We start from the raw sequence: 15,154 nt of genomic DNA on the forward strand, positions 1-15,154 counted from the left end.
GCCGCGGGGCTGAATAGCTCCAACTGAAAAGTCAAAGGAAGAAACATGCCGCGTCGTCGCGAAGTCCCCAAGCGGGAAGTGTTGCCGGATCCGAAATTCGGTAACGTTGATGTAGCTAAGTTCATGAACGTGCTGATGCTCTCCGGCAAGAAGTCGGTTGCTGAGCGCATTGTGTACGGCGCTTTCGAACAGATCCAGACCAAGGGTGGCAAGGACCCGCTGGAAGTGTTCACGGTAGCGCTCAACAACGTCAAGCCGGTGGTCGAAGTGAAGAGCCGCCGCGTTGGTGGTGCGAACTATCAGGTTCCGGTCGAAGTGCGCCCGTCGCGTCGTATGGCATTGGCGATGCGTTGGCTGCGTGAAGCCGCGAAGAAGCGCAGTGAGAAGTCGATGGCCCTGCGTCTGGCAGGTGAACTCTCCGAAGCGGCCGAAGGCCGTGGCGGCGCAATGAAGAAGCGCGACGAAGTTCACCGGATGGCAGAAGCCAACAAGGCGTTCTCGCACTTCCGTTTCTAAGCTTCCCGGTTTCGGGTTAGCAAAAAACGGAAAGAAATTCCGGGCGGGTGCGCTTGCAAAGCGCCTCGCCCGTTTGTGTTACAGCGCGATGGGTATTTTCTCGCATCGCGTCATCCCAATAGAGGATCAAAGTGGCTCGCAAGACACCTATCGAGCGCTACCGTAACATCGGTATTAGCGCTCACATCGACGCCGGCAAAACGACGACGACCGAGCGCATCCTGTTCTATACCGGCGTGAACCACAAGATTGGTGAAGTTCACGACGGCGCTGCGACCATGGACTGGATGGAGCAGGAGCAGGAACGCGGCATCACGATCACGTCCGCTGCTACCACGGCGTTCTGGAAAGGCATGGCCGGCGACCGCGCTGAGCACCGTATCAACATCATCGACACCCCGGGCCACGTCGACTTCACGATTGAAGTTGAGCGCTCGATGCGCGTGCTCGATGGCGCGTGCATGGTGTACTGCGCTGTGGGTGGCGTGCAGCCCCAGTCGGAAACCGTGTGGCGTCAGGCTAACAAGTACCGGGTTCCCCGTCTCGCGTTCATCAACAAGATGGACCGTACCGGCGCGAACTTCTTCAAGGTCTACGATCAGCTCAAGCTGCGTTTGAAGGCCAACCCGGTTCCGGTCGTGGTGCCTATCGGCGCTGAAGAAACGTTCACCGGCGTGGTTGATCTGCTGAAGATGAAGGCGATCATTTGGGACGAAGCGTCCCAAGGCACGAAGTTCTCGTACGAAGACATCCCGGCAGAACTCGTCGACACGTGCAACGAATGGCGCGAGAAGATGGTCGAGGCTGCCGCTGAGTCGAGCGAAGAGCTGATGAACAAGTACCTCGAAGAAGGCGAATTGACGGAAGCTGAAATCGTCAAAGGCCTGCGCGACCGTACGATCGCTTGCGAAATCCAACCGATGCTGTGTGGCACCGCGTTCAAGAACAAGGGCGTGCAACGGATGCTGGACGCCGTGCTCGACTTCCTGCCGTCGCCGATCGACATTCCGCCGGTCACGGGTGAGCTTGAAAACGGTGAAAAGGCTGAGCGTCGCGCAGCTGACGACGAGAAGTTCTCGTCGCTCGCATTCAAGATCATGACCGACCCGTTTGTCGGCCAGTTGATCTTCTTCCGTGTCTACTCCGGCACGACGAAGTCGGGCGACACGCTGTTGAACGCGACCAAGGACAAGAAGGAACGTCTCGGTCGTATTCTGCTGATGCACGCAAACCAGCGTGAAGAAATCAAGGAAGTGCACGCAGGCGACATCGCTGCTGCCGTTGGCCTGAAAGATGCAACGACGGGCGACACGCTGTGTGATCCGCTGCACCCGATTGTGCTCGAGCGCATGATTTTCCCGGAGCCGGTGATTTCGCAGGCGGTTGAGCCGAAGACGAAGCCTGACCAGGAAAAGATGGGGCTGGCGTTGAATCGTCTGGCTCAGGAAGATCCGTCGTTCCGCGTTCAAACGGACGAAGAATCGGGCCAAACCATTATTTCGGGTATGGGCGAGCTCCACCTGGAAATTCTGGTCGACCGGATGAAGCGCGAGTTCGGCGTCGAAGCAACGGTTGGCAAGCCGCAAGTGGCTTACCGCGAAACGATCCGGGGCAAGGCGGAAGACGTGGACGGCAAGTTCGTCAAGCAGTCGGGTGGTCGCGGCCAATACGGTCACGCGGTCATCACGCTCGAGCCGAATGAGCAAGGCAAGGGCTACGAATTCCTGGACGAGATCAAGGGTGGTGTGATTCCGCGTGAATACATTCCGGCAGTCGACAAGGGTATCCAGGAAACGCTGAAGGCTGGCGTGCTGGCAGGCTTCCCGGTCGTTGACGTGAAGGTTCACCTGACGTTCGGTTCGTACCACGACGTTGACTCGAACGAAAATGCGTTCCGCATGGCCGGTTCGATGGCGTTTAAGGAAGCAATGCGCAAGGCTCAGCCGGTCATCCTTGAGCCGATGATGGCTGTTGAAGTCGAAACGCCCGAAGATTACATGGGCAACGTGATGGGCGACTTGTCGGGCCGGCGCGGTATTGTTCAGGGCATGGAAGACATGATTGGCGGCGGCAAGATCGTTCGTGCCGAAGTCCCGTTGTCGGAAATGTTCGGCTACTCGACGTCGCTGCGTTCGCTGAGCCAAGGTCGTGCAACGTACACGATGGAATTCAAGCACTACGCTGAAGCACCGCGCAACGTGTCGGAAGCGATCATCAACGCCAAGTCGAAGTAATCGCGCGGCAAAGTCATTCAACGATTAACTTTTTGAAAGAAGAGAAACATGGCTAAAGGTAAATTCGAACGGACCAAGCCGCACGTGAACGTCGGCACGATCGGTCACGTTGACCACGGCAAGACCACGCTGACGGCAGCGATCACGACGGTTCTGACCAAGAAGTTTGGCGGCGAAGCAAAGGCATACGACCAGATCGACGCGGCGCCGGAAGAAAAGGCACGTGGTATCACGATCAACACGGCGCACGTCGAGTACGAAACGGCTAACCGCCACTACGCACACGTCGACTGCCCGGGCCACGCTGACTATGTGAAGAACATGATCACGGGCGCAGCGCAGATGGACGGCGCGATCCTGGTGTGCTCGGCTGCAGACGGCCCGATGCCGCAAACGCGCGAGCACATCCTGCTGGCGCGTCAGGTTGGCGTTCCGTACATCATCGTGTTCCTGAACAAGTGCGACATGGTGGACGACGCTGAGTTGCTGGAACTGGTCGAGATGGAAGTTCGCGAACTCCTGTCGAAGTACGACTTCCCGGGCGACGACACGCCGATCATCAAGGGTTCGGCCAAGCTGGCGCTGGAAGGCGACACGGGCGAGCTGGGCGAAGTGGCGATCATGAACCTGGCCGACGCGCTGGACACGTACATCCCGACGCCGGAACGCGCAGTTGACGGCGCGTTCCTGATGCCGGTGGAAGACGTGTTCTCGATCTCGGGTCGTGGCACGGTGGTGACGGGTCGCGTTGAGCGCGGCATCGTGAAGGTCGGCGAAGAAATCGAAATCGTCGGTATCAAACCGACGGTGAAGACGACCTGCACGGGCGTGGAAATGTTCCGCAAGCTGCTCGACCAGGGCCAGGCAGGCGACAACGTTGGTATCCTGCTGCGCGGCACGAAGCGTGAAGACGTGGAGCGTGGCCAGGTTCTGGCGAAGCCGGGTTCGATCAACCCGCACACGCACTTCACGGCTGAAGTGTACGTGCTGAGCAAGGACGAAGGTGGTCGTCACACGCCGTTCTTCAACAACTATCGTCCGCAGTTCTACTTCCGTACGACGGACGTGACGGGCTCGATCGAGCTGCCGAAGGACAAAGAAATGGTCATGCCGGGCGACAACGTGTCGATCACGGTGAAGCTGATCAACCCGATCGCGATGGAAGAAGGTCTGCGTTTCGCAATTCGCGAAGGCGGCCGTACGGTCGGCGCTGGTGTGGTTGCCAAGATCCTCGAGTAAAATCGCGGGTTGAACTTGCAGTAAGTGGTGCCCGGAGCCGGGCGCCGGCCCACAGCGGGCGCCCGGCTCTACGTTCTTTTGCTATCTGGCGGCGCAATACCGCCTCGCTCTTTCCAAGGAATTGTCATGCAGAACCAAAAAATCCGCATTCGCCTGAAGGCTTTCGACTATCGCCTGATCGATCAATCGGCAGCTGAAATCGTCGACACGGCAAAGCGCACTGGCGCGATCGTTCGTGGTCCGGTGCCCCTGCCGACTCGCATCCAGCGCTTCGACATCCTGCGTTCGCCGCACGTCAACAAGACGTCGCGCGATCAGCTCGAAATCCGTACGCACCAACGTCTGATGGACATCGTTGACCCGACGGACAAGACTGTCGACGCACTGATGAAGCTTGATCTGCCGGCTGGCGTAGACGTCGAAATCAAGCTGCAATAAGGCTTCCAGCGGTTGCCTAGTCCGCAGGGCAACGCTAAGTCATTGATTGCTTGCGGAAAACGAAAGGCCTCGCTATAATAGTGGGCTTTTCGCGCATTTGCGCAAAAAAGTCGGTGTGCTGCAGCATGGATTCATGCCCGAAACGGCGCCGGCATTTTGTAAATTAGCCCCGACCAATCGCAGTCGGGAATGGAGAAAACGATGAGCCTTGGACTCGTAGGTCGCAAGGTTGGCATGACCCGTATCTTCACGGCAGAAGGGGATTCGATTCCCGTTACCGTGCTGGACGTGTCCGACAACCGCGTGACGCAGATCAAGACTGTTGAAACCGACGGCTACACGGCCGTGCAGGTTGCATTCGGTACGCGCCGTGCATCGCGCGTGACGAAGCCGTTGGCCGGTCATCTCGCCAAAGCCGGTGTTCAAGCCGGTGAAATCCTCAAAGAATTCCAGATCGATGCCGCTAAGGCCGCCGAGTTGTCGAACGGCACCGTGGTCGGTCCCGAGCTGTTCGAAGTAGGCCAGAAAGTCGACGTGCAAGGCGTGTCGATTGGTAAGGGCTATGCCGGTACCATCAAGCGGTACAACTTCGCATCCGGCCGTGCATCGCACGGTAACTCGCGCTCGCACAACGTGCCGGGTTCGATCGGTATGGCGCAAGATCCGGGTCGCGTTTTCCCGGGTAAGCGCATGACCGGTCACATGGGTGACGACACGGTAACGGTGCAAAACCTCGAGATCGCTCGTATCGACGCTGACCGCAAGCTGTTGCTGGTCAAGGGCGCCGTTCCGGGTGCGAAGGGCGGCAAGGTATTCGTTACGCCGGCCGTGAAGACTCGTGCCGTGAAAGGAGCGAAATAATGGAACTTAAGCTCCTGAATGCCAATGGTCAGGAAGGTGCAGGCGTTAGCGCGTCGGACGTCGTGTTCGGTCGCGATTACAACGAAGCCCTGATTCACCAGGTCGTGGTTGCGTACCAGGCGAATGCGCGTAGCGGCAACCGCGCGCAGAAGGATCGTGAGCAAGTCAAGCACACGACCAAGAAGCCGTGGCGCCAGAAGGGTACGGGCCGCGCTCGTGCCGGTATGTCGTCGAGCCCGTTGTGGCGCGGCGGTGGCCGTATCTTCCCGAATTCGCCGGAAGAAAACTTTTCGCACAAGGTTAACAAGAAGATGCATCGCGCAGGTCTCTGCTCGATCTTCTCGCAGCTGGCCCGCGAAGGCCGCATCTCGGTGGTCGACGAGCTGACGCTCGAAGCGCCGAAGACGAAGCTGCTGGCCGAAAAATTCAAGGCGATGGGTCTCGACTCCGTGCTGGTGATTACCGATACGGTTGACGAAAACCTGTACCTCGCGTCGCGCAACCTCGCCCACGTGGCAGTTGTCGAGCCGCGTTACGCCGACCCGCTGTCGCTGATCTACTTCAAGAAGATCCTGATCACGAAGGCTGCGGTCGCCCAGATCGAGGAGTTGCTGTCATGAGCGAGATTCGCAAGAACGATCATCGTTTGATGCAGGTCCTGCTCGCGCCGGTGATCTCCGAAAAGGCGACGCTGGTGGCCGACAAGAACGAGCAAGTTGTGTTCGAAGTCGCGCCCGATGCTACGAAGCAGGAAGTGAAAGCTGCAGTCGAGCTGCTGTTCAAGGTGGAAGTCAATTCCGTCAACGTGCTGGTCTCGAAGGGCAAAGCCAAGCGCTTTGGTCGCTTCATGGGCAAGCGCAAGGACGTGAAGAAGGCCTATGTCTGCCTGAAGCCCGGCCAGGAAATCAACTTTGAAGCGGAGGCCAAGTAATCATGGCAATCGTTAAAGTTAAGCCGACTTCGCCGGGTCGCCGCGCGATGGTCAAGGTGGTCAACAAGGATCTGCATAAGGGCAAGCCGTTCGCACCGCTGCTCGACGCGCAATCCTCGACCGCCGGCCGTAATAACAACGGCCACATCACCACGCGTCATAAGGGTGGTGGTCACAAGCATCACTATCGTGTTGTCGATTTCCGTCGCAACAAGGACGGCATCGCAGCGAAGGTCGAGCGCCTTGAGTACGATCCGAACCGCAGCGCGAACATTGCGCTGGTTCTGTACGCAGACGGCGAGCGCCGATACATCATTGCTCCGAAGGGTCTCACCGTCGGTCAACAACTGATGTCGGGTTCCGAAGCGCCGATCCGCGCTGGTAACACGCTGCCGATCCGCAACATTCCGGTCGGTACGACGATCCACTGCATCGAAATGTTGCCGGGCAAGGGTGCGCAAATGGCGCGTTCTGCAGGTACGTCGGCGATGTTGCTGGCTCGTGAAGGCATCTACGCACAGGTCCGCCTGCGCTCCGGTGAAATCCGCCGCGTTCACGTTGAATGCCGCGCGACGATTGGTGAAGTTGGCAACGAAGAGCATAGCCTCCGTCAAATCGGTAAGGCTGGCGCGAACCGCTGGCGCGGTATCCGCCCGACGGTGCGTGGCGTTGCAATGAACCCAGTCGATCACCCGCATGGCGGTGGTGAAGGCAAGACGGCTGCAGGTCGCGATCCGGTGAGCCCGTGGGGCACGCCTGCGAAGGGTTATCGCACCCGCAGCAACAAGCGCACGACGAGCATGATCGTCCAGCGCCGTCACAAGCGTTAAGGAGTAGGCAATGGCACGTTCTGTAAAAAAAGGTCCGTTCTGCGACGCCCATTTGCTGAAGAAAGTTGAGGCGGCAGCAGCTTCGCGGGATAAGAAGCCGATCAAAACCTGGTCGCGTCGCTCGACGATCCTCCCGGATTTCATCGGTCTGACGATCGCCGTCCACAACGGCCGTCAACACGTTCCGGTGTATGTTTCGGAAAACATGGTCGGCCACAAGCTTGGCGAGTTCGCACTGACCCGTACGTTCAAGGGTCATGCAGCCGACAAGAAGGCTAAGAAATAAGGGGCTCATGATGGAAGTGAAAGCAATTCATCGCGGTGCCCGCATCTCGGCGCAGAAAACGCGCCTTGTGGCTGACCAGATCCGCGGTTTGCCGGTCGACAAGGCGCTGAACGTTCTGACGTTCTCGCCGAAGAAGGCTGCGGGAATCGTGAAAAAGGTTGTGCTGTCGGCGATCGCGAATGCGGAGCATAACGAAGGCGCTGATATCGACGAGCTCAAGGTAACGAGCATCATGGTCGACAAGGCTGCCTCGCTGAAGCGTTTTACTGCGCGCGCTAAGGGCCGCGGTAACCGCATCGAGAAGCAATCCTGTCACATCACTGTGACGGTCGGGAATTAAGGGGTCATACGATGGGACAGAAAATTCATCCGACTGGCTTCCGTTTGGCCGTCAGCCGCAATTGGGCGTCGCGTTGGTACGCGAACAACAACAATTTTGCGGCAATGTTGCAGGAAGACATCGGTGTTCGTGAATACCTGAAGAAGAAGCTGAAAAACGCTTCAGTTGGCCGCGTCGTTATCGAGCGTCCGGCAAAAAACGCGCGCATCACGATTTACAGCTCGCGTCCGGGTGTCGTCATCGGTAAGAAAGGCGAGGATATCGAACTGCTGAAGTCGGAACTGCAACGCCGCATGGGCGTTCCGGTCCACGTCAACATCGAAGAAATTCGTAAGCCGGAAACCGATGCGCAACTGATCGCCGATTCGATCACGCAACAGCTTGAGCGTCGGATTATGTTCCGCCGCGCAATGAAGCGTGCAATGCAAAACGCAATGCGGCTGGGTGCTCAAGGCATCAAGATCATGAGCGCAGGCCGCCTGAACGGTATCGAAATCGCTCGTACGGAATGGTATCGCGAAGGTCGCGTGCCGCTTCATACGCTGCGCGCTGATATCGACTACGCAACTTCGGAAGCGAAGACGACGTACGGCATCATCGGTGTGAAGGTGTGGGTCTATAAGGGCGATACGCTCGGCCGCAACGATGCACCGGTGGTTGAAGAAGTCGCCGAAGAAAAGCGTCCGCGCCGCAATGCACGTCCGGGTGGCGATCGCCGTCCGCGTCGCGATGGTGAAGGTGGTGGTCCGGCAGGTGCACGCCGTGGCGCTCCTCGTCGTGCTGGCGGTGACGGTAAGACTGGAGAATAACGATGCTGCAACCGAAACGCAGAAAGTATCGCAAAGAACAGAAGGGTCGTAACACCGGTGTCGCCACCCGCGGTAACGCAGTGTCGTTCGGTGAGTTCGGCCTGAAGGCTATCGGTCGCGGTCGCTTGACTGCACGCCAGATTGAAGCAGCGCGTCGTGCAATGACGCGTCACATCAAGCGTGGTGGCCGTATCTGGATCCGCATTTTCCCGGACAAGCCGATCTCGCATAAGCCGGCTGAAGTACGGATGGGTAACGGTAAAGGTAACCCTGAGTACTACGTCGCAGAGATTCAACCGGGCAAGATGCTGTACGAAATGGACGGCGTAACCGAAGAGCTGGCACGCGAAGCGTTCCGTCTGGCTGCAGCTAAGCTGCCGCTTAAGACGACGTTTATCGTGCGTCAGCTCGGCGCCTAAGGAGCAAATGATGAAGGCTTCCGAACTTCACCAGAAAGATCAGGCCGCGCTCAACAAGGAGCTGTCGGACCTGTTGAAGGCGCAATTCGGCCTGCGCATGCAACTCGCGACCCAGCAGCTCACGAACACGAGCCAGCTGAAGAAGGTTCGTCGCGACATCGCACGTGTGCGGACCGTCCTGACTGAGAAGGCGAACCAGAAATGAACGATAGCGTAAAAACCTCGCTCAAGCGGACGCTGGTCGGCAAGGTCGTCAGCAACAAGATGGACAAGACGGTCACCGTGCTGGTTGAGCACCGCGTGAAGCACCCGATCTACGGCAAATACGTTGTGCGTTCGAAGAAGTACCACGCGCACGACGACGCGAACACGTACAACGAGGGCGACCTCGTTGAAATCCAGGAAACACGTCCGATTTCGAAGACGAAGGCCTGGGTTGTTGCTCGCTTGGTCGAGGCTGCTCGCGTCATCTGACGCCGCAAAGTTGTAGAAGTAATTGAAATCGCAGTAAGTTTCGCTTGCAAGACCGAGGTTATGTGATATGATCTCGGTCTTCCCTCTTTTATGGGAGCCCCGTCGCGGGCGAAGTTGGTGGGGGAAGCGGTTCGGGCGCCAGTCCGCTCCGTAGGATTCACCGGATTGCGATGGCGGGTTTCGTTTGCCGTCGCTGCTGTTCATACCCAAGCAGCCGATTGGCTGACGGGACCAAGACTGACCGGGTACGCCATGGTGGTGTGGCCGGATTAAGTTGGGAAAGATAAACCATGATCCAGACCGAAACTCGGCTTGAAGTGGCCGACAACACGGGTGCACGTGAAGTCATGTGCATCAAGGTGCTCGGCGGCTCGAAGCGTCGTTATGCCAGCATTGGCGACATCATCAAGGTGACCGTCAAAGAAGCAACGCCGCGCGGGCGCGTGAAGAAAGGCGAGATTTATAACGCCGTGGTGGTTCGCACCGCCAAGGGCGTGCGCCGTCAAGACGGCTCGCTGATCAAGTTTGATGGCAACGCCGCCGTGTTGTTGAATGCCAAGCTCGAACCTATTGGCACCCGTATTTTCGGGCCTGTCACGCGCGAGTTGCGCAGCGAACGATTCATGAAGATCGTTTCGCTGGCACCTGAAGTGCTGTAAGGAGTCGCGATGAACAAGATTCGCAAAGGTGACGAAGTTATCGTCATCACCGGCAAAGATAAAGGCAAGCGCGGCGTCGTGCTGTCCGTTGGCGAAAGCAAAGTTATTGTCGAGGGCATCAATCTCGTCAAGAAACACGTCAAGCCGAACCCGATGAAGGGTACGACGGGCGGTGTGGAAGCCAAGACGATGCCGCTGCAAATTTCGAACGTCGCATTGGTCGACGCGAATGGCAAGGCGTCGCGTGTAGGCATCAAGGTCGAAGGAGACAAGAAAGTCCGTTTCCTTAAAACGACCGGTGCCGAGCTGAGCGCCTGACGCTGCGGAGTAAAAAAATGGCTCGTTTGCAAGAGTTTTACAAAGACAAGGTTGTACCCGGCCTCATCGAGAAGTTCGGTTACAAGTCCGTGATGGAAGTGCCGCGTATCACCAAGATCACCCTGAACATGGGTCTTGGCGAAGCGGTCGCTGACAAGAAGATCATCGAAAACGCCGTCGGCGACCTGACGAAGATCGCAGGCCAGAAGCCGGTGATCACGAAGGCACGCAAGGCAATCGCTGGCTTCAAGATCCGTCAAGGCTATCCGATCGGTGCAATGGTGACGTTGCGCGGTCAGGCAATGTACGAATTTCTGGATCGTTTCGTGACGGTTGCGCTCCCCCGTGTGCGCGACTTCCGTGGCGTGTCGGGTCGTGCGTTCGATGGTCGTGGCAACTACAACATCGGTGTGAAAGAGCAGATCATTTTCCCCGAAATCGACTACGACAAGATCGACGCACTGCGTGGGCTGAACATCAGCATCACGACGACTGCGAAGACCGACGACGAAGCAAAGGCTCTGCTCGCCAGCTTCAAGTTCCCGTTCAGAAACTGAGGTTACCGTGGCTAAACTGGCACTGATCGAACGTGAAAAGAAGCGTGCTCGCCTCGCTGCTAAGTATGCTCCCAAGCGTGCGGAGTTGAAGGCGATCATTGGCGATATGAGCAAGTCGGACGAAGAGCATTACGCAGCACGTCTGGAACTGCAACAACTGCCGCGCAACTCTAACCCGACCCGTAAGCGCAATCGTTGCGCAATTACCGGTCGTCCGCGCGGTACGTTCCGTAAATTCGGGCTGGCGCGTAACAAGATTCGCGAAATCGCGTTCCGCGGCGAGATCCCTGGCCTGACCAAGGCGAGCTGGTAATAGGAGAAACGTAAATGAGCATGAGTGATCCTATCGCCGATATGCTGACTCGCATCCGCAATGCGCAGATGGTTGAGAAAGTCTCGGTGACTATGCCCTCGTCGAAAGTCAAGGTTGCGATTGCGCAAGTCCTTAAGGACGAAGGCTATATCGATGATTTCGCAGTGAAGTCCGAAGGTGCGAAATCTGAATTGAACATCGTGTTGAAGTACTACGCTGGCCGTCCGGTGATCGAGCGCATTGAGCGCGTCTCGAAGCCTGGTCTGCGTGTGTACCGCGGCCGCAACGACATCCCGGTGGTCATGAATGGCCTCGGCGTGGCAATCGTGTCGACGCCGAAGGGCGTGATGACGGACCGTAAGGCGCGTGCAACGGGCGTTGGCGGCGAAGTCATCTGCTACGTCGCTTAAGGCCGAAAGGAGAGAAACATGTCTCGAGTAGGTAAAAGCCCGATCGCGCTGCAAGGCGCAGAAGTGGCCCTGAGCGACGAACGCATTACCGTCAAGGGTCCGCTGGGTACGATTTCGCAGGCTGCTAACAGCCTTGTGAAGGTGGTGAACGACAACGGCACGCTGAAATTCGAGCCGGCTGACGAAAGCCGCGAAGCGAATGCGATGTCGGGCACGATGCGCGCACTGGTTGCGAACATGGTGAACGGCGTGACGAAGGGTTTCGAGCGCAAGCTGACGCTGGTTGGCGTCGGTTACCGCGCACAGGCGCAAGGCGACAAGCTGAACCTGTCGCTGGGTTTCTCGCACCCCGTGGTGCACCAGATGCCGGAAGGCGTCAAGGCTGAAACCCCGACGCAAACCGAAATCGTGATCAAGGGGATCAATAAGCAACAAGTTGGCCAGGTCGCTGCAGAAGTGCGCGGCTATCGCCCGCCGGAGCCCTACAAGGGCAAGGGTGTGCGTTACGCCAACGAGGTTGTGATCCTCAAAGAAACGAAGAAGAAGTAAGGGTGCGCAATCATGGATAAGACTCAATCTCGCCTGCGCCGCGCTCGTCAGACGCGTATCAAGATCGCTGAGCTGCAGGTCGCGCGTCTCGCCGTGCATCGCACGAACACGCACATCTATGCGCAAGTGTTCTCGCCTTGCGGCACCAAGGTGCTCGCTAGCGCGTCGACGCTCGAAGCCGAAGTGCGTGCGCAACTCGCTGATCAGACGGGCAAGGGCGGCAACGTCGCTGCTGCTACTCTGATTGGTAAGCGCATTGCAGAAAAGGCTAAGGCTGCCGGCATCGAATCCGTCGCCTTCGACCGTTCGGGTTTCCGTTACCACGGCCGCGTGAAAGCGCTGGCTGATGCGGCGCGCGAAGCCGGACTCAAGTTCTAAGGGAAGAATTCGTCATGGCAAAGATGCAAGCGAAAGTTCAGGCTGACGAACGCGACGACGGCCTTCGTGAAAAAATGATTTCGGTCAATCGCGTGACCAAGGTCGTGAAGGGTGGCCGGATTCTCGGTTTCGCCGCTCTGACCGTGGTTGGCGACGGTGATGGCCGCGTCGGTATGGGCAAGGGCAAGGCGAAGGAAGTGCCGGTTGCTGTTCAGAAGGCGATGGAACAGGCTCGCCGCAACATGTTCAAGGTGCCGTTGAAGAACGGGACTCTGCAACACGAAGTGCACGGTAAGCACGGCGCATCGATGGTCCTCTTGGCTCCGGCCAAGGACGGTACTGGTGTGATCGCTGGCGGTCCGATGCGCGCAGTGTTCGACGTGATGGGCGTGCAGAACGTTGTGGCCAAGAGCCACGGTTCGACGAACCCGTATAACCTCGTTCGTGCAACGCTCGACGGTCTGCGCAAGCAGTCGACGCCGGGTGATATCGCGGCGAAGCGCGGCAAGTCCGTCGAAGATATTCTGGGCTAAGGTGGACACCATGTCTGATAAAACTGTCAAGGTCCAGCTCGTCAAGAGCCTGATCGGCACCCGTGAAACGCATCGTGCAACGGTGCGTGGTTTGGGCCTGCGCCGACTCAACTCGGTTAGCGAGTTGCAGGACACGCCGGCTGTGCGTGGCATGATCAACAAGGTTTCGTACCTCGTTAAGGTCATCAGCTAAGCGGCTGACCAGGACTCAAGGAGTTGATAATGGAATTGAATAACCTGAAGCCGGCTGAAGGCGCGAAGCACGCAAAGCGTCGCGTTGGTCGCGGCATCGGCTCCGGCCTAGGCAAGACCGCCGGCCGTGGTCACAAGGGTCAGAAGTCGCGTTCGGGCGGCTTTCACAAGGTTGGCTTCGAAGGCGGTCAAATGCCGCTGCAGCGTCGCCTGCCGAAGCGTGGCTTTACCTCGCTGACGAAGGAATTCGTTGGTGAAGTGCGCCTCTCTGATCTCGAGAAGCTGCCGGTCGACGAAATCGATCTGTTGGCTCTGAAACAAGCCGGCCTGATTGGCGAGATGATCACGAGTGCCAAGATCATCAAAACCGGCGAGTTGAAGCGCAAGGTCGTTGTGAAGGGTCTGGGTGCGACGAAGGGTGCGCGCGCTGCTATCGAAGCAGCCAGCGGCTCGTTCGCCGAGTAACGCGCAAGTCGATTTTGCCGTCACTAGCATTAGCATCGGAGAAGGTACTTGGCTAACAGTCCGAGTCTCGCAAAACCCGGTCGCGGCGCGGCGAAGTTTGGCGATCTGCGTCGGCGAGCAGTGTTTTTGCTGCTGGCGTTGATCGTCTATCGTATCGGCGCGCATATTCCGGTGCCGGGTATTGACCCGGACCAACTGGCAAAGTTGTTCCAAAGCCAGTCTGGCGGCATCCTTGGCATGTTCAACATGTTTTCGGGTGGTGCGCTTTCGCGGTTCACGATTTTTGCGCTGGGGATCATGCCGTACATTTCGGCGTCGATCATCATGCAGCTGCTGGCGATTGTGTCGCCGCAGCTGGAGGCGTTAAAAAAGGAAGGGCAGGCGGGACAGCGGAAGATTACGCAGTACACGCGTATCTTCACGGTTCTGCTGGCGACGTTCCAAGCATTCGGCATTGCCGTCGCACTGGAAAATCAGCCGGGCCTAGTGATCGATCCGGGGATGGTGTTTCGTTTGACGACGGTCGTGACGCTGGTGACTGGCACAATGTTCCTGATGTGGCTGGGTGAGCAGATCACGGAGCGGGGGCTTGGCAACGGTATCTCGATCATCATTTTCGGTGGTATTGCGGCCGGTTTCCCGAACGCGATCGGTGGTCTTTTCGAACTGGTGCGAACCGGTTCGATGAGCATCATCTCGGCGATTATCGTGGTCGCGCTGATTGCTGCAGTGACGTATCTGGTGGTGTTCATTGAGCGCGGCCAGCGCAAGATTCTTGTGAATTACGCCAAGCGGCAAGTCGGCAACAAGATTTACGGCGGACAGTCCTCGCATTTGCCGCTGAAGTTGAACATGTCGGGTGTGATTCCGCCGATCTTTGCATCGTCGATCATTCTCTTCCCGGCAACCATCCTGAACTGGTTTAGTTCGGGGTCGCGTACCAGCTGGTTCGCAGACACGCTGCACAACGTGGCCGAAGCTCTTAAGCCCGGTCAACCCGTGTACGTGTTGTTGTACGCGTTGGCGATCGTCTTTTTCTGTTTCTTTTACACCGCGTTGGTGTTCAACAGCAGAGAAACGGCCGACAACCTGAAGAAGAGTGGCGCTTTCGTCCCAGGCATCCGCCCGGGCGATCAAACGGCGCGATACATTGACCGCATCCTTACGCGTCTAACGCTGGCCGGTGCGATCTATATCGTGTTTGTTTGTCTGCTGCCCGAGTTTCTGGTACTGCGCTGGAACGTGCCGTTTTATTTTGGTGGAACGTCGCTGCTGATCATTGTCGTCGTCACAATGGATTTCATGGCGCAGGTGCAGTCGTACGTTATGTCGCAACAGTATGAATCGCTGCTGAAGAAGGCTAATTTCAAAGGCGGCGGCGTCCCGATGCGTTGAAAGGACTT

At 57.8% G+C, this 15,154-nt stretch carries 25 protein-coding genes; all 25 read left to right on the forward strand.

Going from position 1 to position 15,154, the window contains the following annotated elements; genetic code table 11:
* Positions 1–45 precede the first annotated feature (45 nt).
* The 25 genes from rpsG (at position 46) to secY (ending at position 15,146) form a co-directional block, all read left to right on the forward strand.
* Positions 46–516 (forward strand): 30S ribosomal protein S7, encoded by a 471-nt coding sequence (gene rpsG / locus BX591_RS19240; protein ID WP_006053291.1) that lies wholly within the window; start codon positions 46–48, stop codon positions 514–516.
* A gap of 131 nt (positions 517–647) precedes the next feature.
* Positions 648–2,750: an elongation factor G gene (gene fusA / locus BX591_RS19245; protein ID WP_111932940.1), complete on the forward strand. Its 2,103-nt coding sequence runs from the start codon at positions 648–650 to the stop codon at positions 2,748–2,750.
* A gap of 48 nt (positions 2,751–2,798) precedes the next feature.
* Entirely contained in the window at positions 2,799–3,989 is a 1,191-nt protein-coding gene (tuf, locus tag BX591_RS19250; protein WP_111932934.1) for an elongation factor Tu, read from the forward strand.
* A gap of 126 nt (positions 3,990–4,115) precedes the next feature.
* Positions 4,116–4,427: a 30S ribosomal protein S10 gene (rpsJ, locus tag BX591_RS19255; RefSeq protein ID WP_006998489.1), complete on the forward strand. Its 312-nt coding sequence runs from the start codon at positions 4,116–4,118 to the stop codon at positions 4,425–4,427.
* A 201-nt stretch (positions 4,428–4,628) separates the two neighbouring features.
* The gene (rplC, locus tag BX591_RS19260) at positions 4,629–5,288 is read left to right on the forward strand and encodes a 50S ribosomal protein L3 (RefSeq protein WP_074301417.1); all 660 of its coding nucleotides are present in this window, start codon (positions 4,629–4,631) and stop codon (positions 5,286–5,288) included.
* Positions 5,288–5,908 carry a 50S ribosomal protein L4 gene (rplD, locus tag BX591_RS19265; RefSeq protein ID WP_007180136.1) on the forward strand — a complete coding sequence of 207 codons (621 nt, stop codon included), beginning with the start codon at positions 5,288–5,290 and terminating at the stop codon, positions 5,906–5,908. Before rplC ends, rplD begins: the two co-directional genes overlap by 1 nt.
* Positions 5,905–6,219, forward strand: coding sequence for a 50S ribosomal protein L23 (gene rplW, locus BX591_RS19270; RefSeq protein ID WP_007180135.1), 315 nt, complete (start codon positions 5,905–5,907; stop codon positions 6,217–6,219). The genes rplD and rplW overlap by 4 nt, the downstream gene beginning before the upstream one ends.
* Before the next feature lie 2 nt (positions 6,220–6,221).
* Positions 6,222–7,049, forward strand: coding sequence for a 50S ribosomal protein L2 (gene rplB, locus BX591_RS19275; RefSeq protein WP_035554746.1), 828 nt, complete (start codon positions 6,222–6,224; stop codon positions 7,047–7,049).
* 10 nt (positions 7,050–7,059) lie between these two features.
* Entirely contained in the window at positions 7,060–7,335 is a 276-nt protein-coding gene (gene rpsS, locus BX591_RS19280; RefSeq protein ID WP_035554748.1) for a 30S ribosomal protein S19, read from the forward strand.
* Positions 7,336–7,342: 7 nt separating this feature from the next.
* Positions 7,343–7,675 (forward strand): 50S ribosomal protein L22, encoded by a 333-nt coding sequence (gene rplV, locus BX591_RS19285; RefSeq protein ID WP_197070230.1) that lies wholly within the window; start codon positions 7,343–7,345, stop codon positions 7,673–7,675.
* Between the two features lie 11 nt (positions 7,676–7,686).
* Positions 7,687–8,484 (forward strand): 30S ribosomal protein S3, encoded by a 798-nt coding sequence (gene rpsC, locus BX591_RS19290; RefSeq protein ID WP_035554750.1) that lies wholly within the window; start codon positions 7,687–7,689, stop codon positions 8,482–8,484.
* A gap of 2 nt (positions 8,485–8,486) precedes the next feature.
* Complete coding sequence (gene rplP / locus BX591_RS19295) at positions 8,487–8,903, forward strand: 50S ribosomal protein L16 (protein ID WP_013340739.1); 417 nt, start codon at positions 8,487–8,489, stop codon at positions 8,901–8,903.
* A 10-nt stretch (positions 8,904–8,913) separates the two neighbouring features.
* Positions 8,914–9,108, forward strand: a complete 195-nt coding sequence (rpmC, locus tag BX591_RS19300; protein ID WP_007180130.1) for a 50S ribosomal protein L29 — start codon at positions 8,914–8,916, stop codon at positions 9,106–9,108.
* Complete coding sequence (gene rpsQ / locus BX591_RS19305) at positions 9,105–9,377, forward strand: 30S ribosomal protein S17 (RefSeq protein ID WP_007180129.1); 273 nt, start codon at positions 9,105–9,107, stop codon at positions 9,375–9,377. Before rpmC ends, rpsQ begins: the two co-directional genes overlap by 4 nt.
* A 290-nt stretch (positions 9,378–9,667) precedes the next feature.
* A complete protein-coding gene (rplN, locus tag BX591_RS19310) occupies positions 9,668–10,036 on the forward strand; it encodes a 50S ribosomal protein L14 (RefSeq protein ID WP_006052212.1) in 369 nt (122 codons plus the stop codon).
* Positions 10,037–10,045: 9 nt separating this feature from the next.
* Positions 10,046–10,354 carry a 50S ribosomal protein L24 gene (rplX, locus tag BX591_RS19315; protein WP_035554751.1) on the forward strand — a complete coding sequence of 103 codons (309 nt, stop codon included), beginning with the start codon at positions 10,046–10,048 and terminating at the stop codon, positions 10,352–10,354.
* 17 nt (positions 10,355–10,371) lie between these two features.
* Positions 10,372–10,911 (forward strand): 50S ribosomal protein L5, encoded by a 540-nt coding sequence (gene rplE / locus BX591_RS19320; protein WP_111932941.1) that lies wholly within the window; start codon positions 10,372–10,374, stop codon positions 10,909–10,911.
* Between the two features lie 7 nt (positions 10,912–10,918).
* The gene (gene rpsN, locus BX591_RS19325) at positions 10,919–11,224 is read left to right on the forward strand and encodes a 30S ribosomal protein S14 (protein ID WP_006052215.1); all 306 of its coding nucleotides are present in this window, start codon (positions 10,919–10,921) and stop codon (positions 11,222–11,224) included.
* Positions 11,225–11,238: 14 nt separating this feature from the next.
* Entirely contained in the window at positions 11,239–11,634 is a 396-nt protein-coding gene (gene rpsH, locus BX591_RS19330) for a 30S ribosomal protein S8 (protein ID WP_006052216.1), read from the forward strand.
* An 18-nt stretch (positions 11,635–11,652) separates the two neighbouring features.
* Positions 11,653–12,183 (forward strand): 50S ribosomal protein L6, encoded by a 531-nt coding sequence (gene rplF / locus BX591_RS19335; RefSeq protein WP_074281989.1) that lies wholly within the window; start codon positions 11,653–11,655, stop codon positions 12,181–12,183.
* Positions 12,184–12,195: 12 nt separating this feature from the next.
* Entirely contained in the window at positions 12,196–12,561 is a 366-nt protein-coding gene (rplR, locus tag BX591_RS19340; protein ID WP_006052218.1) for a 50S ribosomal protein L18, read from the forward strand.
* A gap of 14 nt (positions 12,562–12,575) precedes the next feature.
* Positions 12,576–13,094, forward strand: a complete 519-nt coding sequence (gene rpsE / locus BX591_RS19345; RefSeq protein WP_006052219.1) for a 30S ribosomal protein S5 — start codon at positions 12,576–12,578, stop codon at positions 13,092–13,094.
* A 10-nt stretch (positions 13,095–13,104) separates the two neighbouring features.
* Positions 13,105–13,287 carry a 50S ribosomal protein L30 gene (rpmD, locus tag BX591_RS19350; protein WP_007180126.1) on the forward strand — a complete coding sequence of 61 codons (183 nt, stop codon included), beginning with the start codon at positions 13,105–13,107 and terminating at the stop codon, positions 13,285–13,287.
* 29 nt (positions 13,288–13,316) lie between these two features.
* Complete coding sequence (gene rplO, locus BX591_RS19355; protein WP_111932942.1) at positions 13,317–13,751, forward strand: 50S ribosomal protein L15; 435 nt, start codon at positions 13,317–13,319, stop codon at positions 13,749–13,751.
* Between the two features lie 48 nt (positions 13,752–13,799).
* A complete protein-coding gene (gene secY, locus BX591_RS19360; protein ID WP_035554756.1) occupies positions 13,800–15,146 on the forward strand; it encodes a preprotein translocase subunit SecY in 1,347 nt (448 codons plus the stop codon).
* The last annotated feature ends 8 nt before the right edge of the window (positions 15,147–15,154 follow it).

It is taken from the genome of Paraburkholderia bryophila, from assembly GCF_003269035.1.
GTDB classification, from domain to species: domain Bacteria; phylum Pseudomonadota; class Gammaproteobacteria; order Burkholderiales; family Burkholderiaceae; genus Paraburkholderia; species Paraburkholderia bryophila.